Source organism: Pseudomonas sp. AP3_22 TE3818, from assembly GCF_053628995.1.
The window spans coordinates 4,607,019-4,629,703 of record NZ_JBRJHL010000001.1; the positions used below are offsets into that span (position 1 = coordinate 4,607,019).

The window sequence follows — 22,685 nt, forward strand, 5'->3', positions numbered from 1 at the left end:
CGCGGGCAAGCCCGCTCCCACAGTGATCTCTGTAGTAAACACAATGTGTGTCTACCCATGATCCCCTGTGGGAGCGGGCTTGCCCGCGATGGCGTCAGCGGCAACACCACTGAATTCAAGCTCGGCTCAGAGCCCCATCTGCTTGCTGATGATCTCGTTCATCACTTCCCGCGTCCCGCCGCCAATCGACAAAATCCGGTTGTCGCGGTACAGCCGCTCCACCAGGCTCTCGCGCATGTATCCCAGCCCACCGAGTATCTGCACCGCATCGGTCACTATCCGGTCTGCGGTATCCGTCGCAAAATTCTTGGCCATGGAAATTTCCTTGATCACGCTCTGCCCCGCCGCCATCTTTGCCGCCTGGCGGTAAGTGAATTCCCGGGACACCTCCAGCGCGGTCGCCATCTCGGCGAGGCGATGCTTGATCACCTGAAACTTGCCGATCGGTTTGCCAAAGGCTTCGCGCTGGCGCGCCCACTTCAGGCTCTCCTCCAGCGCCAGCTGTGCAGTCATGTTGGCCATGAGTGCCAGGGCCAGACGTTCGCTCTGGAAATTGCCCATGATGCAGGCAAAGCCCATGTTCTCGGCGCCGATCAGATTTCCCGCAGGCACCGGACAATCATCAAAGAACAGTTCGGCCGTGTCTGACGCCCACCAGCCCATTTTCTTCAGTTGCCGTCCTACGGTGAAACCGGGCGTACCCTTTTCGATCAGCAACAGGCTGATGCCGGAGAAGCCCGGCTCACCGGTACGCACCGCGACGGTATAAAAATCCGCACGCACACCACTGGTGATAAAGGTTTTGCTGCCATTGACCCGGTAAAAGTCGCCATCACGCACGGCGCGGGTTTGCAGGTTGGCGACATCGGAGCCGCCGCCGGGCTCGGTGACGGCCAGGGCGCTGATTTTCTCTCCCGACAACACCTGGGGCAGCACACGATCCCGCACTTCGGGTCGTGCCCACTTGAGAATGGGCGGCAAACCGATATCCAGCGACCCCAGGCCGGCAACCAGCCCGCCTGAGCCGCAGCGCATCAACTCTTCACTGGCGGCAACCTTCGCGAACAGATCCCCTTCATGGCTGCCTCCGTAAGCCTGCGGGTACCCAATGCCGAGAATCCCCGCTGCGCCGGCCTTGAGGTAGAGCTCGCGCGGAAAGCTTTCGGCTTCTTCCCACTGCTCGATATCAGGAAGAATCTCGCGTTCGACGAAACGTCTGACGCTGTCACGGACCAATTGGTGGCTGGGGTCGAAGTATTCCTGAAAGGCAGGCATCGGCGAGCTCCACTGAAGGGGTCAGTGAAGTTAACCGAGCGCTTGCTTGGTTTTCAACAGGATTGTGAAACCGCGTCGCCTGCATCGCCGGCAAGCCGGCCCCTACAGGGGTGCAACCATCACTGTAGGAGCTGGCTTGCCAGCGATGGCGTCAGCCAAGACACCGCATTACAGAGAAATCGGCTTACGCCCGGCAAACGAATGCGCCAGCGTGCCGCCATCCACCAGTTCCAGTTCACCACCGAGCGGCACGCCATGGGCGATACGCGAGGCGATCAGGCCTTTGCTGCTGAGCAACTGGGCGATGTAATGCGCTGTGGCTTCACCTTCCACGGTCGGGTTGGTCGCCAGGATGACTTCGGCGAACGTGCCAGCCTCTTCGATCCGCGCCATCAATTGCGGGATGCCGATGGCTTCCGGCCCCAGACCGTCGAGCGGCGACAGATGCCCCTTGAGCACGAAGTAGCGCCCGCGGAAACCGGTCTGCTCCACCGCATAGACGTCCATCGGGCCTTCCACCACGCAGAGCAAGGTGTCGTCGCGACGGGTATCGGCGCATTGCGGGCACAGATCATCTTCAGTCAGCGTACGGCACAAGCGGCAGTGACCGACCCCTTCCATGGCCTGGCTCAGGGCCAGCGCCAGGCGCGAGCCGCCGCTGCGGTCACGCTCGAGCAACTGCAACGCCATGCGCTGGGCGGTTTTCTGCCCCACGCCTGGCAAAATTCGCAGGGCGTCGATCAGTTGGCGAATCAAAGGGCTGAAGCTCATGGTGGAAAAGTCCGACAAAACAACGAGACGCGGTTTATACCCGCGCCTCGGTTGAGCGTCAAATTGCAGCGTCAATTACTCAGTCCGGGGAAACCCGAACCACCAGTTTGCCGAAGTTGCGCCCCTCCAGCATGCCGATGAACGCATCGGGAGCCTGTTCCAGGCCATCGACCACGTCTTCGCGGAATTTCACTTTGCCATCGCGCACCCAGGGCGCCATGGCGCTGAGAAATTCCGGCTGGCGATCACCATAGTCATCGAACACGATGAAGCCCTGGATGCGCACCCGCTTGGTCAACAGGGTGCGCTGCAACAGGGGCAGGCGATCCGGCCCGCTCGGCGCTTCATGGGCGTTATAGGAGGCAATCAGGCCGCACAGTGGAATCCGTGCCTTGGGATTGAGCAACGGCACCACGGCGTCGAAGACCTTGCCGCCGACGTTCTCATAGTAGATGTCGATGCCCTTGCCGCAGGCCTTGGCCAGCTCATCGGCAAAGTCCGGACTCTTGTGGTCGATGCAGGCGTCGAAGCCCAACTCGTCGACCACATAACGGCATTTGTCCGCCCCGCCAGCCACGCCGACCACGCGCAATCCCTTGATCTTCGCCACCTGGCCGACCACCGACCCCACCGCGCCGGAGGCCGCTGCAACCACCAGGGTTTCGCCGGCCTGGGGCTGGCCGATGTCCATCAGGCCCATGTACGCGGTCATGCCCGGCATTCCCAGCACCCCGAGGGCCATCGATGCACTGGGCAATCCCGACGGCACCGGGATGATGCTGCGCCCGTCATTGATGCTGTGGCTTTGCCAACCGGTGGCACCGACCACCAGGTCACCCTCCTGAAACTTCGGATTGAGCGAGCGCTCGACCCGGCTGACCGCGCCCCCGGTCATGACTTCGCCGATTTCCACCGGTGCCGCGTAGGACGGAGCGTCGCTCATGCGTCCGCGCATGTAGGGATCCAGCGACAGGAAAACGGTCTTGAGCAGCACCTGACCGTCGGCCAGTTCCGGCAACGCCACCCGCTCCATGCGGAAGTTTTCCGGCGTTGGCGCACCGACCGGGCGTGAAGCCAGGACAATGCGTTGATTGAGGGTCATGGGGTCGGACATGGCGGCGTCTCCTGTGATCGATGGGGTTCGGTGATATAGGGAGCAGACCTTTGTGGCGGTATGGCGTTCGATGTTTATTCAGTTGGACCGTAGTGAAGCCATCGCTGGCAAGCCAGCTCCTACAGGGAGCTGGCTTGCCAGCGATGGCAATTTCACCGACACCACACATCTGTCAGCCAAAAAAAATGCCAGGCGCAATGCCTGGCATTTTTTGTAGCTCATCTGCCGCCTGAAGGCGAATCAGAATGGCAGTTTCATGCCCGGCGGCAGTTGCATGCCGGCGGTCATGCTGCCCATTTTTTCCTGACTGTTGGCTTCGATCTTGCGCACGGCATCGTTGACCGCGGATGCGATGACCGCTTCCAGCATTTCCTTGTCGTCTTCGCTCATGCCTTCGACCAGGCTCGGGTCGATGGTCACGCTCTTGACGTCATGACGACCGGTCATCACCACGGTGACCATATCGCCACCGGCCTTACCGGTGACTTCGGCGTTGGCCAGCTCTTCTTGCATCTTGGCCATTTTTTCCTGCATCTGCTGTGCCTGCTTCATCAGGCCGGCCATGCCACCTTTCATCATGGTAATCACCTCAAAAGTACTTGGATCAAAACAGCGCCCGGCGGAATGTAGCCGAGCGCCTTCAGTTATTAGCCCTGAGTGACCAGGGCGTCGACAGGTTCAATAGTATCGTTACGAACCACTGCACCGAACTGCTGCATCATTTGCTGGATGAACGGATCGCCGTGGATCGATTCCTCCGCCTCGCGCTGACGGTTGGCACGACGACGAGACGCCGCTTGTGCCGGGGTTTCCTGCTCGGGCTTGATCAGCTCGATGCTCAGGGTCAGCGTGCGCTGGTGATACTGGTTCAGCGCATCGTTGAGGCGACGCTGCTGAGTGGCGTTGAACAAGGCACTGTGGGCCGGGTCCAGGTGCATCAGCCAATTGTCGCCATCCACCGCGATCAGCGTGCAGTTGGCGGCGATGCTGCCGGTCATGCCGGAAATCGGCAATTTCGGGAACAGCTCCAGCCATTGCAGCGCCAGACCGGTGGCCGGCATTGCCGCGGGCTCAGGCTCGGGCTCCGGAGCCGGGTCGGCGGCATGCTCGCTGGCCAGTTCGTCGAGGTAACTGTAGGCCGAATCCATGTCCGGCTCGATGTAATCCTCGTCCAGCGGCGGCTCGTCATCCAGGTCCATGCCCGGCGTTGCGGCATCGACGTCGGCCACCGAAGGCTCCGGGATCGGCGCGGCGGCCCACTCCGGGGCATCCGGCACCACGCTGTCCGGCGTCGGCAACGGCATCGGCGGTAATTCGGGTTGTTCGCTGGCGGTTTCCAGCACCGGCTCCACCGCCGGCTGCTGAACGGGAGCAGGCGCGACCGGGTCATTCCACGGCAGGTCGACCACCTCTTCGACCACGGACGCTTCAACCACAGGCACAGGCGCAGGTTCTGGCGCAACGACCGGCGCCACCGGTTCCGCTGCTGGCGCAGGAGCCGCCACTGGCGCAGCCGCTATCGGTGCAACGGCCGCAGCGGCTACCGGCGCAACGACCTGCGCGGCAGCCACTGAGTTTGCGGAATCAACTGTGGCCTGGCTGATCCCCACTGGCTTTAGCGGTTGCCTCGGGGCATCCGCGGTGTCTGCGGGCCGGAACGCCAGCATCCGCAGCAACACCATTTCAAAACCACCCCGGGGATCCGGCGCCAGCGGCAAGTCGCGGCGACCGATCAGGCCCATCTGGTAGTAGAACTGCACGTCTTCGGCCGGCAAGGCCTGGGCCAGTGCCAGCACGCGATCACGGTCGCCGTGACCGTTATCGACACCTTCCGGCAAGGCCTGGGCGATGGCAACACGGTGCAGCACATTGAGAATTTCCGAGAGCACGCCATTCCAGTCCGGGCCTTGTTCGGCCAGGTGGCGGACGGCTTCGAGCAACGCCTTGGCATCGCCTTCGATCAGCGCATGCAGGACGTCGTAGACCTGCCCGTGATCGAGGGTCCCGAGCATCGCCCGCACATCGGCGGCCAGGACCTTGCCTTCACCGAAGGCAATCGCCTGGTCGGTCAGGCTCATGGCATCACGCATCGAACCGTCGGCAGCACGGCCCAACAACCACAGTGCATCGTCCTCGAACGGCACGTTCTCGACACCCAGCACATGGGTCAAGTGCTCGACAACCCGTTCCGGCGTCATGTTCTTCAGGGAGAACTGCAGGCACCGCGACAGAATCGTTGCCGGAAGTTTCTGCGGATCAGTGGTCGCCAGGATGAACTTGACGTAGGGTGGCGGCTCCTCGAGGGTTTTGAGCAGCGCGTTGAAGGAATGGCTGGAGAGCATGTGCACTTCGTCGATCAGGTAGACCTTGAAGCGCCCACGGCTCGGGGCGTACTGCACGTTGTCGAGCAATTCGCGGGTATCTTCGACCTTGGTGCGGCTCGCGGCGTCGATCTCGATCAAGTCGACAAAGCGGCCTTCGTCGATTTCGCGACACACCGAACACTCGCCACAGGGGGACGAAGTGATACCTGTCTCACAGTTAAGGCATTTGGCAATGATCCGCGCGATGGTGGTCTTGCCGACCCCACGGGTACCGGTGAAGAGGTAGGCGTGGTGCAGCCGCTGGCTGTCCAAGGCATTGATCAGAGCCTTGAGCACATGGGTCTGGCCGACCATTTCGCGGAACGAGCGCGGACGCCATTTACGTGCAAGAACCTGATAACTCATCGAAAACCGTCGCAGCGAAGGAAGCAGAAGCGGCTAATGCTAGCGGAGCAAGGCACAAATTGCATCCGGTGCGCTCGTGTATTGTGGCTAAGCTGCACATCGGGGGGGCATTTAACGGAGTGTTTATGCGGCTGGCCTTGGGGGCATTGCTGTTGATCAGCCTGGACGTGGCGGCGGCGCCAGCACCGCTGCGCTTCGTGATAACCGACAGCTGGAGCATGCCCATGGTGCAGCTTGAGCGGGGCAAACCGACCCAGGGCATCCTGTATGACATGATGCTCAGCCTTGCGACCCAGGTCGGCGTACCGGCCGAATTCCACGTATTGCCCCGCAGGCGCATACAAAGCGCCATGGAGCAAGGCGAGGTCGATGTCCGCTGTTATGCCGCGCAATCGTGGCTGCCCGAGCAACCTGACGAATATCTCTGGAGCATCCCGCTCTTCACTCAACCTGACGTGTTGATCAGCCGGCATGCGCCGCCCGACGCAGTCAAACCCGCCGACTTGCCACAACAGCCCATTGGCACCGTGCTGGGCTATAGCTACCCGACCCTGCAGCCGCTGTTCGACAGCGGCCAACTGCAACGCGACGACGCACGCAATCAGGAACAAGTGCTGGAAAAACTCCTGGCCGGCCGCAATCGCTATGCCGTCAGCAATCAATGGAGCCTGGACTGGTTCAATCACCGCCTGCTGCCGGAGCAGCAACTGCAAAGCGTGGCAGTGCTGCAGGAAAACCGTCTCGGCTGCTACGTTCGCAACGACCCACAGGTCCCGGTGCAGAGCATTCTGCGCACCCTGGTGCGGATGAAGATGTCCGGGGAGATCGATGAAATTGTTCGGCTGTATATCGGTGGCGAGCCGACGGCTGTGGATAAAGCGCAAACGACGAAAAACCGCCCCGGAGAAGATCCTGGCAGCTAGCGATAGTCTGTATTCAAGAAGATAACGCGAGAGAGCACTCGCGTGGCGTTAAGGTGGTAACCCTACCAGCCACACCCCGGCACACAATGTCACCGCTGCGGCTGCTCCCTTCCAGGCCTGACCGGGTTCACGGCTGATCGTTGCGGGGGGACCGATAGGGTCACCATAACGACGCTCACCTGTCGGCGAGCCGCGCCATTGTACCTATCTGAGGCGAAGTTACAACCGTTGGTTTCGGATTAAAAACATGAGGGGGTTCAAGCACTTGCTATTGCGCCTCAAGCACTGCATCCGCCCTGCCGCCCGCCTGCTGAATCACCAGGTGAATGAAGTGCAGCTTGGCAACGACAGTAGGCGGCAGGACGAAGGGGTAGAAATCCGGCTGCCCCATGCTGCGTGACAGCTCGTTGAGCATGCCGGCCAGTTCGATCCAGGCGTTGACGAACGACAGGAAAGCCGCGCCGCCGGGATGCTGCGGATCGTAGAGGGTTTGGGGTGGAAACGGCTGATAGTCGAAGTCCATTTCCCGGGCGCTCATGCCAAAACCCAGTGCGGTGTCTACCGCGTCCATCATGTGCAGGTAATGCGCCCAGGTTTCCGCCCAGTCTTCCCACGGATGCATGGTCGCGTAGGCGCTGACGCAGTGTTGCTGCCAGTCGAGCGGCGCGCCCTGCTGATAATGCCGTTCGAGGGCATCGGCGTAGCTCGCGCGCTCATCGCCAAACAAGCCGCGAAACGGCTCAAGCCAATGGCTATGGGCGATCAATCGGTCCCAGTAGTAATGCCCGACTTCGTGACGAAAATGCCCGAGCAACGTGCGATAGGGCTCGTGCATTTGCACCCGCACCTGCTCGCGGTGCGCGTCGTCGGCTTCCTTGATATCGAGGGTGATCAAGCCGTTGGCGTGGCCCGTGGTCGGCGGCTTGCCTTCAAGGTCGACGCCGATGAAATCGAAGGCAAGGCCAGTTTCCTCATCGACTGTCTTGGGAATCACCCGCAACCCCAGGCTGACCAGTTGCGCGACCAGCCGCCGCTTGGCGGTTTCCACCTTGCGCCAGCGCTCGTGGTTTTCCGTGATCGACAGGTCGGGAATCGTGCGATTCAAGCTGCAGGCCATGCACAAGGTTTCGTGGGGATTGGCCGCAAGCAGCCAGTTGCACGCAGCCGGTGAGTCGAGGTTGGCGCAGCGGCGGAACGCGCCCGCCTGCGGATCGGCGTCGAGCCACCAGGTGTCGGGGCGCTCGCCCGGTTGCAGGGAAGATAAACGACTTTGCTCAGGTTGATACCCAAGGGCCGCTGAACACGCCAGGCACTGGCTGTTGCGAAAGAACAGCGACTGTCCGCAACGACAGGACCAGACCTTGCTATTGCGCGAACACTCCCCCGTGAACGGCGCGGCGATGCGCGAGCTGAGCTGTTCGAAGAAACGGTACATGGCGATCTCTCCCTGGGGCTTGCCAAGACTAGATCATTACCGTGACAAGATCGTTCCCCCTGCTTGCGAGAGGGCTGAAATTGCCATCGCTGGCAAGCCAGCTCCTACAAGAATCGCGCAAAGTCTGTAGGAGCTGGCTTGCCAGCGAATGGCGTCACACGGAAATACCCTGCTTGCTCAAAAACGCCACAAACGCCGCTTCATCCAGCACTTTCAACCCCAGCTCATTGGCCTTGGTCAACTTCGAACCGGCGCCCGGCCCTGCGACCACGCAATGGGTCTTGGCCGACACGGAGCCGGCGACCTTGGCCCCCAGGCTTTCGAGTTTGTCCTTGGCCACATCGCGGCTCATCAGCTCCAGCGAGCCGGTCAGCACCCAGGTCTGGCCGGCCAGCGCCAAGCCTTCAACGACCTTCTTCTCACTCTGCCAGTGCATGCCGAAATCGGCCAACTGCGCCTCAGCAGTGATCGATCGTTGGCGATTTTCCTCGTCCGCAAAAAACTCGCGCACCGAATTGGCCTGTTTCTCCGGCAGTGCCTGACGCATATCCAGCCAGTCCGCGTCGATCACCGCCTGCAGCGAGCCGAACTTGTCCGCCAGTTTCTGCGCCCCGCCCGGACCGACCGACGGAATATGCAGTTTGTCGAGGAAACCACCCAATGTCGTACTCGCGGCAAACTCGGCAGCCAACTCGCCCTGGTCCTGAATCTGCAGGCCATGCCTGAGCAAATCAGCGATCACCTGCTGGTTATGTGCGTCTTCAAAGAAGCTGTGGATCTCGTGCGCGACTTCCAGCCCGACATCCGGCAAGTACGTCAGCACCTGCGGCAAGGCCTGCTGCACCCGTTCCAGCGAACCCAGGGAACGGGCCAGCACCTTGGCCGTCTCTTCGCCGACATCGGGAATCCCGAGGGCGTAGATGAACCGCGCCAGGCCCGGTTTCTTGCTGTCTTCGATGGCGCCGAGCAGGTTCTTGCTCGACAGTTCGGCAAAGCCTTCCAGATCGACGATCTGCTCGAACGTCAGGGCGTACAGATCGGCCGGCGAACTCACCAGGCCTTCGTCGACCAGTTGCTCGACGCTCTTCTCGCCCAGGCCTTCGATGTCCATGGCACGACGGGAAACGAAGTGAATGATGGCCTGCTTGAGTTGCGCGCCACAGGCCAGGCGACCGACGCAGCGGTACACCGCGCCTTCGCTGACCGTCTCGCGGCCCTTGCTGCGCTTGATCAGTTGCGTGCGCTCGACATGGGAGCCACACACCGGGCATTTCTCCGGGATCTGCACCGGCCGCGCATTTTCCGGACGACGCTCCATGACCACTTGCACCACCTGCGGAATCACGTCACCGGCACGGCGAATGATCACCGTATCGCCGATCATCAGGCCCAGGCGTGCGACTTCGTCCATGTTGTGCAGCGTGGCGTTGGCCACCGTGACGCCCGCGACCTTGACCGGCTTCAGACGCGCCACGGGCGTCACCGCACCGGTGCGGCCAACCTGGAATTCCACATCGAGCAGCTCGGTGAGCTCTTCCATGGCCGGGAATTTGTGGGCGATGGCCCATCGCGGCTCACGGGCGCGAAAACCCAGCTCGCGCTGGGAGGCGATGCTGTTGACCTTGAACACCACACCGTCGATTTCATAAGGCAGCGCGTTGCGCCGCTCACCGATGTCGCGGTAGTAATCCAGGCATTCGGCGATACCCTGCGCCAGTTTCAGCTCATGGCTGATCGGCATGCCCCAGGCCTTGAGTTGCTGCAAATTACCGATGTGCGTATCGGCAATGTCTGCCGACACCTGGCCGATGCCGTAGCAGCAGAATTCCAGTGGACGATTGGCGGTGATCTTCGAATCCAGCTGGCGCAAACTGCCCGCCGCTGCGTTGCGCGGGTTGGCGAAAGTCTTGCCGCCGACTTCCAGTTGCGTGGCGTTGAGCCGTTCGAAACCGGCCTTGGACATGAACACTTCGCCACGCACTTCAAGGGTCGCCGGCCAGCCAGTACCGTGCAGTTTGAGCGGAATGTTGCGCACGGTGCGCACGTTGACGCTGATGTCTTCGCCGGTCGTACCGTCGCCGCGGGTGGCGCCGCGCACCAGGACGCCATCCTGGTACAACAGGCTGACGGCCAAACCGTCGAGCTTGGGCTCGCAGCTGTATTCGACTGTTGCGCCGCCACCGAACAGGTCGCCCGCCGGCAAATCCAGGCCTTCGCTCACCCGGCGGTCGAACTCACGCATGTCGGTTTCTTCGAAGGCGTTGCCGAGGCTGAGCATCGGCACTTCGTGACGCACCTGGGTAAACGCCGACAGCGCCGCGCTGCCCACTCGCTGGGTGGGCGAGTCGCTGGTGATCAGCTCGGGATTGGCCGCTTCCAGCGCCTTGAGTTCGTTGAACAAGCGGTCGTATTCGGCGTCCGGAATGCTCGGCTCGTCGAGCACGTGATAGCGATAGTTATGCTGATCCAGCTCAGCGCGCAGCTCTAAAATACGGTTCTTGGCGGCGGTCATGGGTGTTCTCTCATAAAGCAAAAGAGCAGCCGAGGCTGCTCAATCTGTTGATGCGGCGCAGATTCATTGTAGGAGCCCGGCTTGCCGGCGATGGCGGCTTCAAGTCCGCATCGCCAGCAAGCCGGCTCCTACAGTGCGTGGCAGTCATGCCCACACACTGCCAATATCAGCGCTTCTGGGTCAGGGCGCGGCGTTCGAATTCGACGATGCGCTGACGGTAGTGCTCGATCGTCTGGGCAGTCAGTACGCTGCGCTGGTCGTCCTTCAGTTCGCCGTTGAGCTCCTGGGACAATTTGCGCGCCGCGGCCACCATCACGTCGAAGGCTTGCTTCGGATGGCGAGGGCCTGGCAGACCCAGGAAGAAGCTCACCGCCGGGGTGCTGAAGTGGTCGATGTCGTCCAGGTCGAATACGCCCGGCTTGACGGCGTTGGCCATGGAGAACAGCACCTCGCCGTTGCCCGCCATGCTTTCGTGACGGTGGAAAATATCCATCTCGCCGAAACGCAGGCCGCTTTCCAGAATGTTCTGCAACAGCGCCGGGCCCTTGAAGCCGGCAGCGTCGCGGCAGATCACGCTGATCACCAGCACTTCTTCAGCTTGCGGCTGATCTTTTTCGCTGTGCGCTGGCGAGGACTTGGTGTCATCCGGGAAATCGTCGTCCCGACTGCTGAAGCTCGGGCCGCCATCCAGATCCAGGCTGAGGTTCATGTCGCCCTGGGAAGGCTCGCTGTGGCCACGTTTGCCGCGCTTGGAGCCCGATTCACGAGGCTCGCGGGCCGGCATGCTCACCGACGGCAGATCCTGCTCGTCCAGTTGCGGCTCTTTATGCGTGTCCAGCACGCGCGGCGGGCCCAGCAGCTCGGCGCTGCTGTCCTCGTCCGGCAGGTTGGACAGACTTCGGTCAAGGCGGAATTTCAGTTTTCCCTTGCCGCCGCGCATACGGCGCCAGCCATCAAAAAGAATACCGGCAATGACAATAATGCCGATGACGATCAGCCACTCGCGCAGACCGATTTCCATGTAATCCCGTGCCTCTATAAAAAATGCTGAAAAATAAGGGGTTTACAACCTGTAAACCGCTTTAAAACGTGGCGCCAACTCTATGTTCTGACAGGCGTTTTGCCCACGTATACGAAAAATTGACATTAAACTAGCACGACCAAAGGCAACTTTACACCGTCTACCACCTTGGCTAACGCGAATATGTCGATTGGCCAGCAAGTCGAAGCGAGGAAAAGAGTCGTACAACCCATAAACACGCCTTCCTGCAACCACGACTCAGGCATCCACCATCGCCATCGCCTCCTCGACATCCACTGCCACCAGACGTGAACAACCGGGTTCGTGCATCGTCACACCCATCAGTTGATCGGCCATTTCCATGGCGATCTTGTTGTGGGTGATATAGATGAACTGCACCGACTGCGACATCTCTTTAACCAAATTTGCGTAGCGTCCAACGTTAGCGTCATCCAGTGGCGCGTCAACTTCATCGAGCATGCAGAACGGCGCCGGATTCAACTTGAAGATCGCAAAAACCAGGGCCAATGCGGTCAGGGCTTTTTCGCCACCAGAGAGCAAATGGATGGTGCTGTTCTTCTTTCCAGGCGGCTGCGCCATGATTGTCACCCCTGTATCGAGTAGATCTTCGCCCGTCAGTTCCAAATACGCGCGACCTCCACCGAAAACTTTTGGGAAAAGCGCCTGTAAACCGCCATTGATCTGATCAAAGGTATCCTTGAAGCGGTTGCGGGTTTCCTTGTCGATCTTGCGAATCACGTTCTCAAGGGTTTCAAGCGCTTCCACCAGATCGGCGTCCTGGGCATCCAGATAACGCTTACGCTCCGATTGTTGCTGGTACTCATCGATGGCCGCCAGGTTGATCGCGCCCAGACGCTGAATTCGCGCGGCGATGCGCTCGAGTTCTTCCTCGGCTTCCTTCTCGCTGGCCTCGGCGGTCAATGTCGCGAGTACGCCGTGGAGATCGTAGCCGTCTTCCAGCAACTGGTCCTGCAAAGTCTTGCGGCGTACGGTCAGGGCTTGCCATTCCATGCGCTGGGTTTCGAGCTGGCTGCGAATCAATTGGGATTGCTGTTCGGCCTGGCTGCGGCGCTTCTCGGCGTCGCGCAGTTCGCGGTCGGCGTCTTCGAGGGCGATCTGCGCGGTCTTGAGTTCTTCGTCGACGGTCATGCGCTTGTCGAGCAACTCCTCGAGTTTCAGGCGCAGCTCTTCCAGGGGGGCTTCGCCCTCCTCCAGATTGAGGCTCAGTTGTTCGCGCTTTTCGGTCAGGCGTTCGGACTGCATCTCCAGACGCTCCAGCGCCTGGCGCGTCGAATCGTACTGCGCCTTGAGCGAACCCAGACGCACCGCCAACTGATGGGCATGATCCTTGTGTTGCCGCGCTTCCTGCCGCACCCGATCCAGGCGCTCGCGCAAACTGTCGCGCTGGGCCAGCAACAGCTCGCGCTGCTCGGTGTCGAGCGCCATGCTGTCGAGGGCTTCCTGCAACTGCAGGCGTGCTTCACCGATGTTTTCGTGCTCCAGCGCGCGCTGTTCATCCAGCTCGGTGAGTTCTTCGTCGAGGCGAGTGCGGCGCAGGGTCAATTGCTCGGCCTTGGCTTTTCCGGCCGACAACTGGGCTTTCAATTCGCCTTGCTGGCGGGCTTCGTCTTGCAGCAAACGGCGCAAATGCTCGCGGCCGTTTTCCTGCTGACGCTGCTGCGCCCTGAGATTTTGCAGTTGGGTTTCCAGGGTTTCGACGGCGGCTTCGCGCTCTTCGCGCTCAAGGCCCAATTGCTGGATTTCCTGACCACGGGCGAGCACACCGCTTTCCGCCTCACTGGCCCGACGCACGCGCAGAAAATGCCGACCGACCCAGTAACCGTCACGGCTGATCAGGCTCTGCCCGGCAGCCAATTGCCCGCGCAAGGCCAGGGCCTGCTCAAGGCTGTCGACCGGCTTGACCTGCCCCAGCCATGGCGACAGATCGATCTGCGCCTCGACCTTGTCCAGCAAGCTGCCCGGCACCCGTACGCCATCGCTGGTCGGGCTGAGCAAGCGCAAGTCGCCCTGGGCAAAGCCCGACAAATCGAAATCGTTGAAATCGTCCACCAGCACCGCCTGCAGGTCGGCGCCGAGCACGGTTTCCACCGCCAGCTCCCAACCGGCCTCGACCTTCAGGCCTTCGGCCAGGCGCGGCCGATTCGCCAGGTTCTGTTCGCGCAGCCATTCAGCGGTGCCGGTGCCCGGATCGAGCGCGGCTTGCTGCAAGGCTTCGAGCGAAGCCAATCGACCGTTGAGCCGCTGCAAATCGCCTTGGGCCTGCTGTTGCGCCGTCAGCGTTTGCTGTAATTGCTGGCGCAGTTGCTCGAGCTTTTCGACCTGAGCCTCTTCACTGGTCTGCAAATCTTCGAGGGTCGCCTCGGACTCGGCGAGCTGCTCGCTGAGCTCCATGATCGCCGCGTCTTCCGGGTCCGCCGAGAGCAAGGCGCGCTCTTCGCCAAGACGTTTCTGACGATCGGCCAGGCGCTCCAGGCTGGTTTCCAGCTGCTGGATTCGCGATTGCTGCACTTCGGCCTGACGGCGCGGTTCGGCGGCGGTGAGGTTGAACGTATCCCACTGCTCCTGCCAGCCATGCATGGTGGTTTCGGATTCTTCCAGCGCGGCGGCGGCCTCTTCGGCGGCGGCGCTGGTGACTTCCTGTTCCGGGGTCAGCATGTCCAGCTCTTCGCCGAGGGTCAGCAACAGCGTGCGGTCATGGCCGAGGTGGGATTCGGTTTCCATACGCGCGCGCTCGGCTTCCTTCAGGTCGTCCTGCAATTGCCGCAAGCGTTGCTGGCCGTGCTGGATGCTCTGCTCGACCCGGGCAATGTCACCGCCGACCGAGTAGAAGCGCCCTTGCACCAGATTGAAGCGTTCCGACAGGTCGTGGTGCCCGTCACGCAGGCGCTCGATGCTCGCGTCGGCATTGCGCTGTTCAGCCACCAGGGCTTCGAAAGAAACCTCCTGGTTGCCGATGATCGCTTCACGCTGGCCGACCTGATCGTTCAACGCCTGCCAGCGCAGGGCCGACAGTTGCGCCTTGAGTTGACGCTCCTCGCCCTTGTATTCCTGGTACTTCTTGGCGGCCTCGGCCTGGCGGTGCAAGCGCTCGAGCTGACGCGTCAACTCTTCGCGCAGGTCGGTCAGGCGCTCCAGGTTCTCGTGGGTACGACGGATGCGGTTTTCGGTCTCGCGCCGGCGTTCCTTGTACTTGGAGATGCCCGCCGCTTCTTCGATGAAGTTGCGCAGGTCCTCGGGCTTGGACTCGATCAGCTTGGAGATCATCCCCTGCTCGATGATCGAGTAGCTGCGCGGGCCAAGGCCGGTGCCGAGGAAGATGTCGGTGATGTCACGACGCCGGCACTTGGTGCCGTTGAGGTAATAGGTGGTCTGGCTGTCGCGCGTTACTTTACGGCGAATGGAAATTTCCGCGTAGGCGGCGTATTCGCCGAGCAGGGTGCCGTCGGAGTTATCGAACACCAGTTCGATGCTCGCCTGGCTCACCGGCTTGCGGCTGGTGGAGCCGTTGAAGATGACGTCGGTCATCGACTCGCCACGGAGGTTCTTCGCCGAACTCTCACCCATTACCCAGCGAACGGCGTCGATGATGTTCGATTTGCCGCAGCCATTGGGCCCGACCACCGCCGCCATGTTGCTGGGGAAGTTCACCGTGGTCGGGTCGACGAAGGATTTGAACCCCGCCAGCTTGATGCACTTGAGCCGCACGCTCAGGCGTCCGTCAGGGCGGAGATCACCAGATCGCAACTGCGCTGGGCGTAAGCCGTAAGCACCACGCGAATCTGCGCAAAGTCCCGGGCGATCACGGCCGCGAGCAAGCGTTCGAACAATTCCAGGAACTCGCTCATCGACGCCTTGCGCTGCTCCAGGGCAAGGAAATAGGCACGACTCATGGCCGGCTGCAGATTCTCGACGGTTTCCTGCAGGTACGGGTTGTTGGCAAACCCGTAGGTGGCGCGCATCACGTTGAAACTGTCGTCGACGAAGGTGTGGATGTCCTGGCGCTCGTAACTGGCGGTCAGGCGCTGCTGGATCTGCACGAACGGCGCCAGGTCGGCCTGGACTTTCCAGCCACTGGCTACGGAGTTGGCCAGCAGGATGTACATCTCGCTCATCAACGTGCACAGGCTCTGCACCTTGTGCGGCGTGAGCTCGGTGACGTGGGCGCCACGTCGCGGCAGGATCGCGATCAGGTGCCTACGCTCAAGGATAAGCAAAGCCTCGCGGACTGAACCACGGCTGACATTGAGGGCCAGCGTGACCTTCTGTTCCTGGATGCGCTCCCCGGGCTTCATTTCGCCGCGAATGATGCGTTCGGCGAGGTGGTGAGCGATTTGCTCGGCGAGGCTGTCCGGCGCCTTGAACGTCATGGTTGTCCTTCAAACTCTTTGATCTGTACAAGCGGCGCAGTGTAGCGCAATTGCTGCGTCAGGGCGGAGTGCCCGCCCGGAGGTTTTTGGCACGATTCAAGCAAAAAAGCAGGCTATCGAACCAACGACAATAATTAAGGAACAGGTGGTTAATCGACAAAATGCAATTTCCTGACCTTTAAGTCAGAAAATCATTGACCGAAAAGTCAGACCTGCTAAATTCGGTTCCTATCGGTTAACAACAATAATGAGTCTGCGAGGCCTTCCGTGATCCAGTTTTTACTAAACCAGGAACTCCGTAGCGAGCACGCCCTGGACCCGAACCTGACCGTGCTCAATTATCTGCGCGACCATGTGGGCAAACCCGGCACCAAAGAAGGCTGCGCGAGCGGTGACTGTGGCGCCTGCACAGTGGTGGTCGGCGAATTGCAGACTGATGACGACGGCCGCGAACACATTCGCTATCGCAGCCTCAACTCGTGCCTGACCTTCGTATCGTCCCTGCACGGCAAACAACTGATCAGCGTTGAAGACCTCAAGCACAAAGGTGAACTGCACAGCGTGCAGAAAGCCATGGTCGAGTGCCACGGCTCGCAATGCGGCTTCTGCACCCCCGGCTTCGTGATGTCGCTGTTTGCCCTGCAAAAGAACAGCGATGCACCGGATCATGCCAAGGCCCACGAAGCACTGGCCGGCAATCTCTGCCGTTGCACCGGTTACCGGCCGATCCTGGAAGCCGCCGAGCAGTCCTGCTGTGGCAAGCAGCCGGACCAGTTCGACGCCCGCGAGGCCGACACCATCGCGCGCCTGAAAGCCATTGCCCCGACCGATATCGGCGAACTCAACAGCGGCGACAAACGCTGCCTGGTGCCACTGACCGTGGCCGACCTGGCCGACCTTTATGACGCTTATCCACAGGCCCGCCTGCTGGCCGGCGGCACCGACCTGGCGCTGGAAGTCACGCAGTTCCACCGCACACTGCCGGTGATGATCTACGTCGGCAACGTCGCCGAGATGAAACGCATCGAGCGCTTTGACGATCGCCTGGAGATCGGCGCCGCCACCGCCCTTTCCGATTGCTACGAAGCCCTCAACGCCGAGTACCCGGACTTCGGTGAATTGCTGCACCGCTTCGCGTCCCTGCAGATCCGCAACCAGGGCACCCTGGGCGGCAACATCGGCAACGCCTCGCCGATTGGTGACACGCCGCCCCTGCTGATCGCCCTCGGCGCGCAAATCGTGCTGTGCAAAGGCGAAACCCGCCGCACCCTGGCCCTGGAAGATTACTTCATCGATTACCGCGTCACGGCGCGCCAGGAAAGCGAGTTCATCGAAAAAATCATCGTGCCCCGCGCCAGCGTCGAAAAACTGTTCCGCGCCTACAAAGTCTCCAAGCGCCTGGACGACGACATTTCCGCCGTGTGTGCGGCCTTCAACATTCGCCTGGAAAACGGCGTGGTCACCGAGGCCCGCGTCGCTTTCGGCGGCATGGCGGCCATCCCGAAACGTGCTGCCGCCTGCGAAGCCGCACTGCTCGGCTCGCCATTCAACAACGCCACCGTTGAACGCGCCTGCGCTGCCCTGGGCGAAGACTTCACGCCGCTCTCGGACTTCCGCGCCAGCAAGGAATATCGCCTGCTCAGCGCGCAGAACCTGCTGCGCAAATACTTCATCGAACTGCAAACACCGCACATCGAGACCCGGGTGACCGCTTATGTCTAATCATCACGCCGTAGAGAAGACCCAAGCCGAATTGGCTGAACTGTTCGCCAAGGACCTGACCACCGGTGTCGGCCGCGCCGTCAAGCACGACAGCGCCGCCAAGCATGTAGCCGGTGAAGCGCAGTACATCGACGATCGCCTGGAATTCCCGAACCAGTTGCACGTTTACGCGCGCATGTCGGACCGTGCCCACGCCCGGATCATCAGCATCGACACCTCGCCCTGCTACGCCTTCGAAGGCGTGCGCATCGCCATCACCCACGAAGACGTACCGGGCCTGAAGGACATCGGTCCGTTGCTGCCGGGCGATCCGCTGCTGGCCATCGACACCGTGCAGTTCGTCGGGCAGCCGGTGGTCGCCGTGGCGGCGAAAGACCTGGAAACCGCGCGCAAGGCGGCCATGGCCGCAATCATCGAATACGAAGATCTGGAACCTGTGCTGGACGTGGTCGAAGCCCTGCGCAAGCGCCACTTCGTACTCGACAGCCACACCCACAAGCGCGGCGATTCGGCCACGGCGCTGGCCACTGCCGAGCACCGCATCCAGGGCACCCTGCACATCGGCGGCCAGGAGCACTTCTACCTGGAAACCCAGATCTCTTCGGTGATGCCGACCGAAGACGGCGGCATGATCGTCTACTGCTCCACGCAGAACCCCACCGAAGTGCAGAAACTGGTGGCCGAAGTACTGGACGTGTCGATGAACAAGATCGTCGTCGACATGCGCCGCATGGGCGGCGGTTTCGGCGGCAAGGAAACCCAGGCGGCGAGCCCGGCGTGCCTGTGCGCGGTGATCGCGCACCTGACCGGCCAGCCGACCAAGATGCGCCTGCCACGGGTCGAAGACATGCTGATGACCGGCAAGCGTCACCCCTTCTATGTCGAGTACGACGTCGGCTTCGACAGCACCGGCCGCCTGCACGGCATCAACCTGGAACTGGCCGGCAACTGCGGTTGCTCGCCTGACCTGTCGGCGTCGATCGTCGACCGCGCGATGTTCCACTCGGACAACTCGTACTACCTGGGCGATGCGACCATCAACGGTCACCGCTGCAAGACCAACACCGCGTCGAACACCGCCTACCGTGGTTTCGGCGGCCCGCAAGGCATGGTGGCCATCGAGGAAGTGATGGACGCCATCTCCCGCCATCTGGCCCTCGATCCTTTGGCCGTGCGCAAGGCCAACTACTACGGCAAGACCGAGCGCAATGTCACCCACTACTACCAGACCGTCGAGCACAACATGCTCGAGGAGATGACCGCCGAACTGGAAGAAAGCAGCCAGTATGCCGAGCGCCGCGAAGCGATCCGTCGCTACAACGCCAACAGCCCGATCCTGAAAAAAGGCCTGGCACTGACCCCGGTGAAGTTCGGTATTTCCTTCACCGCCAGCTTCCTCAACCAGGCCGGTGCCCTGGTGCACGTCTACACCGACGGCAGCATCCACCTGAACCACGGTGGCACCGAAATGGGCCAGGGCTTGAACACCAAGGTCGCGCAGGTCGTGGCCGAAGTGTTCCAGGTGGAAATGGACCGCGTACAGATCACCGCGACCAACACCGACAAGGTGCCGAACACCTCGCCGACCGCCGCGTCCAGCGGTGCCGACCTGAACGGCAAGGCTGCACAGAACGCCGCCGAAACCATCAAGCAGCGCCTGGTGGAATTCGCCGCGCGCCAGTACAAGGTCAGCGAAGAAGACGTGGAGTTCCACAACGGCCACGTGCGAGTCCGCGATCACATCCTGACGTTCGAAGCGTTGATCCAGCAGGCGTACTTCGCCCAGGTGTCGCTGTCGAGTACCGGCTTCTACAAGACCCCGAAAATCTACTACGACCGCAGCCAGGCCCGTGGCCGGCCGTTCTACTACTTCGCCTTTGGCGCGGCGTGCTGCGAAGTGCTGGTCGACACCCTGACCGGCGAATACAAGATGCTGCGCACCGACATCCTCCACGATGTCGGCGCCTCGCTGAACCCGGCCATCGACATCGGCCAGGTCGAGGGCGGTTTCATCCAGGGCATGGGCTGGCTGACCATGGAAGAGCTGGTGTGGAACAACAAGGGCAAGCTGATGACCAACGGCCCGGCCAGCTACAAGATCCCGGCCGTGGCGGACATGCCGCTGGACCTGCGGGTGAAGCTGGTGGAAAACCGCAAGAACCCGGAAGACACGGTGTTCCATTCCAAGGCCGTGGGCGAGCCGCCGTTCATGCTCGGTATCGCTTCGTGGTGTGCGATCAAGGACGCCGTGGCGAGCCTGGGCGATTACAAACATCAACCGAAGATCGACGCACCGGCGACCCCGGAGCGGGTGTTGTGGGGCTGTGAGCAGATGCGCCAGTTGAAGGCGGCGAAGGCTGTCGAGGCGGAGACCGAGCTGGCTTCGCTCTAAGACCGAGGTGCGGCCATCGCTGGCAAGCCAGCTCCCACAGTGTTTTGTGGTGTCCACAGAGTTTGGATTCAACTCAAATCCTGTGGGAGCTGGCTTGCCAGCGATGAGGCCCGAACTGACAACAGAGATGTTGAGGTGAAACATGTACAACTGGATCGACGCCCTCGCCGACCTGCAAAACCGGGGTGAACCCTGCGTTCTGGTGACCATCATCGAAGAGCTCGGCTCTACGCCGCGCAATGCCGGTTCGAAAATGGTCATCAGCGCGAACCAGGCCTTCGACACCATCGGTGGCGGGCACCTGGAATACAAGGCCATGAAGATCGCCCGCGAGATGCTCGCCAGCGGCAAGCAGGACACTCATCTGGAGCGTTTCAGCCTCGGCGCCAGCCTCGGCCAGTGCTGCGGCGGCGCCACCGTTCTGCTGTTCGAACCGATGGGCCAGGTGCAGGCGCAGATCGCCGTGTTCGGTGCCGGCCACGTTGGCCGCGCCCTGGTGCCGCTGCTGGCCAGCCTGCCTTGCCGGGTGCGCTGGATCGACTCGCGGGAAGATGAATTCCCCGAACAGATCCCCCACGGTGTGCGCAAGATTGTCAGCGAAGAACCGGTGGATGAAATCGATGACCTGCCCGCCGGCAGCTATTGCATCGTGATGACCCACAACCACCAGCTCGACCTCGAACTGACGGCTGCGATCCTCAAGCGCAACGACTTCGCCTACTTCGGCCTGATCGGTTCGAAGACCAAACGGGTGAAGTTCGAACATCGCCTGCGCGACCGCGGTTTCGACACTAGCGTAGTGCAACGCATGCGCTGCCCGATGGGCATCGGCGAAGTCAAAGGCAAGTTGCCTGTGGAAATCGCCATCTCCATCGCCGGCGAAATCATCGCCACCTATAACGCGAACTTCGGCCAGCAGACGTCCAGCGCCGAACCGATTGCCAAACTGCTGCCCGCGTCACGCCGCAGCCAAACCGCAAACTTGAAAGCCTCGAACTGAGAATCTCATGCCTTTGACTCGCAAAGCTTACCGCGCCGCCATCCTGCACAGCATCGCCGACCCAGCCGAAGTCGGTATCGAAGCCTCCTACGAGTATTTCGAAGACGGCTTGCTGGTTGTGGATAACGGCCAGATCAGTGCCCTGGGCCACGCCAGCGAATTGCTGCCGACCCTGCCGGCGGATATCGAGATCACCCACTACCAAGACGCATTGATCACCCCCGGTTTCATCGATACCCACATCCACCTGCCGCAAACCGGCATGGTCGGCGCCTATGGCGAGCAATTGCTGGACTGGCTCAACACCTACACCTTCCCGTGCGAAAGCCAGTTCGCCGACAAGGACCACGCCGATCAGGTCGCGGACATTTTCATCAAGGAACTGCTGCGCAACGGCACCACCACCGCGCTGGTGTTCGGCAGCGTGCACCCGCAATCGGTGAACTCGTTCTTCGAAGCGGCCGAGCAGCTCGACCTGCGGATGATCGCCGGCAAGGTGATGATGGACCGCAACGCCCCGGACTACCTGACCGACACCGCCGAATCCAGCTACGTCGACAGCAAGGCGCTGATCGAGCGCTGGCACGGCAAGGGTCGCCTGCACTACGCCGTCACCCCACGCTTCGCACCGACCAGCACCCCGGAACAGTTGACCCTGGCCGGCCAGTTGCTGACCGAATACCCGGATCTGTACATGCAGACCCACATCAGCGAAAACCTCAAGGAAATCGAGTGGGTCAAGGCGCTGTTCCCCGAGCGCAAGGGCTACCTGGATGTCTACGATCACTACCAGTTGCTCGGCGAGCGCTCGGTGTTCGCCCACGGTGTGCACCTGTGCGATGACGAGTGCGCGCGACTGGCAGAAACCGGTTCGGCCATCTCGTTCTGCCCGACCTCGAACTTCTTCCTCGGCAGCGGCCTGTTCAACCTGCCGATGGCCGAGAAGCACAAGCTCAATGTCGGCATCGGCACCGATGTCGGCGGCGGCACCAGTTTCTCGCTGCTGCAAACCCTTAACGAAGCCTACAAGGTGATGCAGCTGCAAGGTGCGCGCCTGAGCCCGTTCAAGTCGCTGTACCTGGCCACCCTCGGCGGCGCCCGTGCGCTGCGCCTGGAAGACAAGATCGGCACCCTGCAACCGGGCACCGACGCCGACTTCCTGGTGCTGGACTACAACGCCACGCCGCTGCTGGGCTATCGCCTGAAGCAGGCCAATAACATCGCCGAGACGTTGTTTGTGTTGATGACGCTGGGGGATGACCGGACTGTGTTGCAGACGTATGCGGCGGGGAATCTGGTGCATCAGCGCTAAGGTATTCCGGGCATAAAAAATCCCCCGTTGCTTTTCAGCACGGGGGATTTTTATTGCCTGTCCGATTGCT

Annotated in this window: 15 protein-coding genes and 1 other RNA gene; 5 read left to right on the top strand and 11 right to left on the bottom strand. The window is 61.5% G+C overall.

What is annotated here, in order from left to right; all coding sequences use genetic code 11:
- Positions 1 to 126: 126 nt before the first annotated feature.
- The 5 genes from AB7M25_RS20970 to dnaX form a co-directional block, all read right to left on the bottom strand.
- Positions 127 to 1,275, bottom strand: coding sequence for an acyl-CoA dehydrogenase family protein (locus tag AB7M25_RS20970; protein WP_454237962.1), 1,149 nt, complete (start codon positions 1,273 to 1,275; stop codon positions 127 to 129).
- 168 nt (positions 1,276 to 1,443) lie between these two features.
- The gene (recR, locus tag AB7M25_RS20975; RefSeq protein WP_008050204.1) at positions 1,444 to 2,046 is read right to left on the bottom strand and encodes a recombination mediator RecR; all 603 of its coding nucleotides are present in this window, start codon (positions 2,044 to 2,046) and stop codon (positions 1,444 to 1,446) included.
- Positions 2,047 to 2,125: 79 nt separating this feature from the next.
- Positions 2,126 to 3,160, bottom strand: coding sequence for an NADP-dependent oxidoreductase (locus AB7M25_RS20980; protein ID WP_428604824.1), 1,035 nt, complete (start codon positions 3,158 to 3,160; stop codon positions 2,126 to 2,128).
- Positions 3,161 to 3,400: 240 nt separating this feature from the next.
- Positions 3,401 to 3,739, bottom strand: coding sequence for a YbaB/EbfC family nucleoid-associated protein (locus tag AB7M25_RS20985; RefSeq protein WP_007995811.1), 339 nt, complete (start codon positions 3,737 to 3,739; stop codon positions 3,401 to 3,403).
- 68 nt (positions 3,740 to 3,807) lie between these two features.
- Positions 3,808 to 5,889: a DNA polymerase III subunit gamma/tau gene (gene dnaX / locus AB7M25_RS20990; RefSeq protein WP_429516758.1), complete on the bottom strand. Its 2,082-nt coding sequence runs from the start codon at positions 5,887 to 5,889 to the stop codon at positions 3,808 to 3,810.
- Positions 5,890 to 6,014: 125 nt separating this feature from the next.
- Between dnaX and AB7M25_RS20995 the strand changes: the two genes are divergently transcribed.
- Positions 6,015 to 6,812: a substrate-binding periplasmic protein gene (locus tag AB7M25_RS20995; protein WP_429381446.1), complete on the top strand. Its 798-nt coding sequence runs from the start codon at positions 6,015 to 6,017 to the stop codon at positions 6,810 to 6,812.
- A 60-nt stretch (positions 6,813 to 6,872) separates the two neighbouring features.
- Here the strand turns inward: AB7M25_RS20995 and ffs are convergent.
- From ffs to AB7M25_RS21025, 6 genes are all read right to left on the bottom strand, one after another.
- Positions 6,873 to 6,969: signal recognition particle sRNA small type (ffs, locus tag AB7M25_RS21000), an RNA gene on the bottom strand.
- A gap of 111 nt (positions 6,970 to 7,080) precedes the next feature.
- Positions 7,081 to 8,247 (bottom strand): zinc-binding metallopeptidase family protein, encoded by a 1,167-nt coding sequence (locus tag AB7M25_RS21005; RefSeq protein ID WP_429516760.1) that lies wholly within the window; start codon positions 8,245 to 8,247, stop codon positions 7,081 to 7,083.
- A 154-nt stretch (positions 8,248 to 8,401) separates the two neighbouring features.
- Positions 8,402 to 10,759, bottom strand: a complete 2,358-nt coding sequence (ligA, locus tag AB7M25_RS21010; RefSeq protein ID WP_454237963.1) for an NAD-dependent DNA ligase LigA — start codon at positions 10,757 to 10,759, stop codon at positions 8,402 to 8,404.
- Positions 10,760 to 10,925: 166 nt separating this feature from the next.
- A complete protein-coding gene (gene zipA / locus AB7M25_RS21015) occupies positions 10,926 to 11,780 on the bottom strand; it encodes a cell division protein ZipA (protein WP_007971469.1) in 855 nt (284 codons plus the stop codon).
- Between the two features lie 258 nt (positions 11,781 to 12,038).
- The gene (gene smc, locus AB7M25_RS21020) at positions 12,039 to 15,527 is read right to left on the bottom strand and encodes a chromosome segregation protein SMC (RefSeq protein ID WP_454237964.1); all 3,489 of its coding nucleotides are present in this window, start codon (positions 15,525 to 15,527) and stop codon (positions 12,039 to 12,041) included.
- 2 nt (positions 15,528 to 15,529) lie between these two features.
- Positions 15,530 to 16,189 (bottom strand): GntR family transcriptional regulator, encoded by a 660-nt coding sequence (locus AB7M25_RS21025; protein WP_104449755.1) that lies wholly within the window; start codon positions 16,187 to 16,189, stop codon positions 15,530 to 15,532.
- 267 nt (positions 16,190 to 16,456) lie between these two features.
- On the opposite strand from AB7M25_RS21025, the gene xdhA reads away from it, so the two are divergent.
- The 4 genes from xdhA (at position 16,457) to guaD (ending at position 22,615) form a co-directional block, all read left to right on the top strand.
- Positions 16,457 to 17,911 carry a xanthine dehydrogenase small subunit gene (xdhA, locus tag AB7M25_RS21030; protein ID WP_454237965.1) on the top strand — a complete coding sequence of 485 codons (1,455 nt, stop codon included), beginning with the start codon at positions 16,457 to 16,459 and terminating at the stop codon, positions 17,909 to 17,911.
- Entirely contained in the window at positions 17,904 to 20,303 is a 2,400-nt protein-coding gene (gene xdhB / locus AB7M25_RS21035; RefSeq protein WP_429381434.1) for a xanthine dehydrogenase molybdopterin binding subunit, read from the top strand. Before xdhA ends, xdhB begins: the two co-directional genes overlap by 8 nt.
- Before the next feature lie 142 nt (positions 20,304 to 20,445).
- Positions 20,446 to 21,303 carry a xanthine dehydrogenase accessory protein XdhC gene (xdhC, locus tag AB7M25_RS21040; RefSeq protein WP_429392826.1) on the top strand — a complete coding sequence of 286 codons (858 nt, stop codon included), beginning with the start codon at positions 20,446 to 20,448 and terminating at the stop codon, positions 21,301 to 21,303.
- Positions 21,304 to 21,310: 7 nt separating this feature from the next.
- Entirely contained in the window at positions 21,311 to 22,615 is a 1,305-nt protein-coding gene (guaD, locus tag AB7M25_RS21045) for a guanine deaminase (protein ID WP_429381432.1), read from the top strand.
- Positions 22,616 to 22,685: the final 70 nt, after the last annotated feature.

What these genes read in the sequence shown, in the direction of transcription:
- AB7M25_RS20970 (WP_454237962.1), bottom strand. Translation starts at nt 1,275, where the DNA reads ATGCCTGCCTTTCAGGAATACTTCGACCCCAGCCACCAATTGGTCCGT.
- recR (WP_008050204.1), bottom strand. Translation starts at nt 2,046, where the DNA reads ATGAGCTTCAGCCCTTTGATTCGCCAACTGATCGACGCCCTGCGAATT.
- AB7M25_RS20980 (WP_428604824.1), bottom strand. Translation starts at nt 3,160, where the DNA reads ATGTCCGACCCCATGACCCTCAATCAACGCATTGTCCTGGCTTCACGC.
- AB7M25_RS20985 (WP_007995811.1), bottom strand. Translation starts at nt 3,739, where the DNA reads ATGATGAAAGGTGGCATGGCCGGCCTGATGAAGCAGGCACAGCAGATG.
- dnaX (WP_429516758.1), bottom strand. Translation starts at nt 5,889, where the DNA reads ATGAGTTATCAGGTTCTTGCACGTAAATGGCGTCCGCGCTCGTTCCGC.
- AB7M25_RS20995 (WP_429381446.1), top strand. Translation starts at nt 6,015, where the DNA reads ATGCGGCTGGCCTTGGGGGCATTGCTGTTGATCAGCCTGGACGTGGCG.
- AB7M25_RS21005 (WP_429516760.1), bottom strand. Translation starts at nt 8,247, where the DNA reads ATGTACCGTTTCTTCGAACAGCTCAGCTCGCGCATCGCCGCGCCGTTC.
- ligA (WP_454237963.1), bottom strand. Translation starts at nt 10,759, where the DNA reads ATGACCGCCGCCAAGAACCGTATTTTAGAGCTGCGCGCTGAGCTGGAT.
- zipA (WP_007971469.1), bottom strand. Translation starts at nt 11,780, where the DNA reads ATGGAAATCGGTCTGCGCGAGTGGCTGATCGTCATCGGCATTATTGTC.
- AB7M25_RS21025 (WP_104449755.1), bottom strand. Translation starts at nt 16,189, where the DNA reads ATGACGTTCAAGGCGCCGGACAGCCTCGCCGAGCAAATCGCTCACCAC.
- xdhB (WP_429381434.1), top strand. Translation starts at nt 17,904, where the DNA reads ATGTCTAATCATCACGCCGTAGAGAAGACCCAAGCCGAATTGGCTGAA.
- xdhC (WP_429392826.1), top strand. Translation starts at nt 20,446, where the DNA reads ATGTACAACTGGATCGACGCCCTCGCCGACCTGCAAAACCGGGGTGAA.
- guaD (WP_429381432.1), top strand. Translation starts at nt 21,311, where the DNA reads ATGCCTTTGACTCGCAAAGCTTACCGCGCCGCCATCCTGCACAGCATC.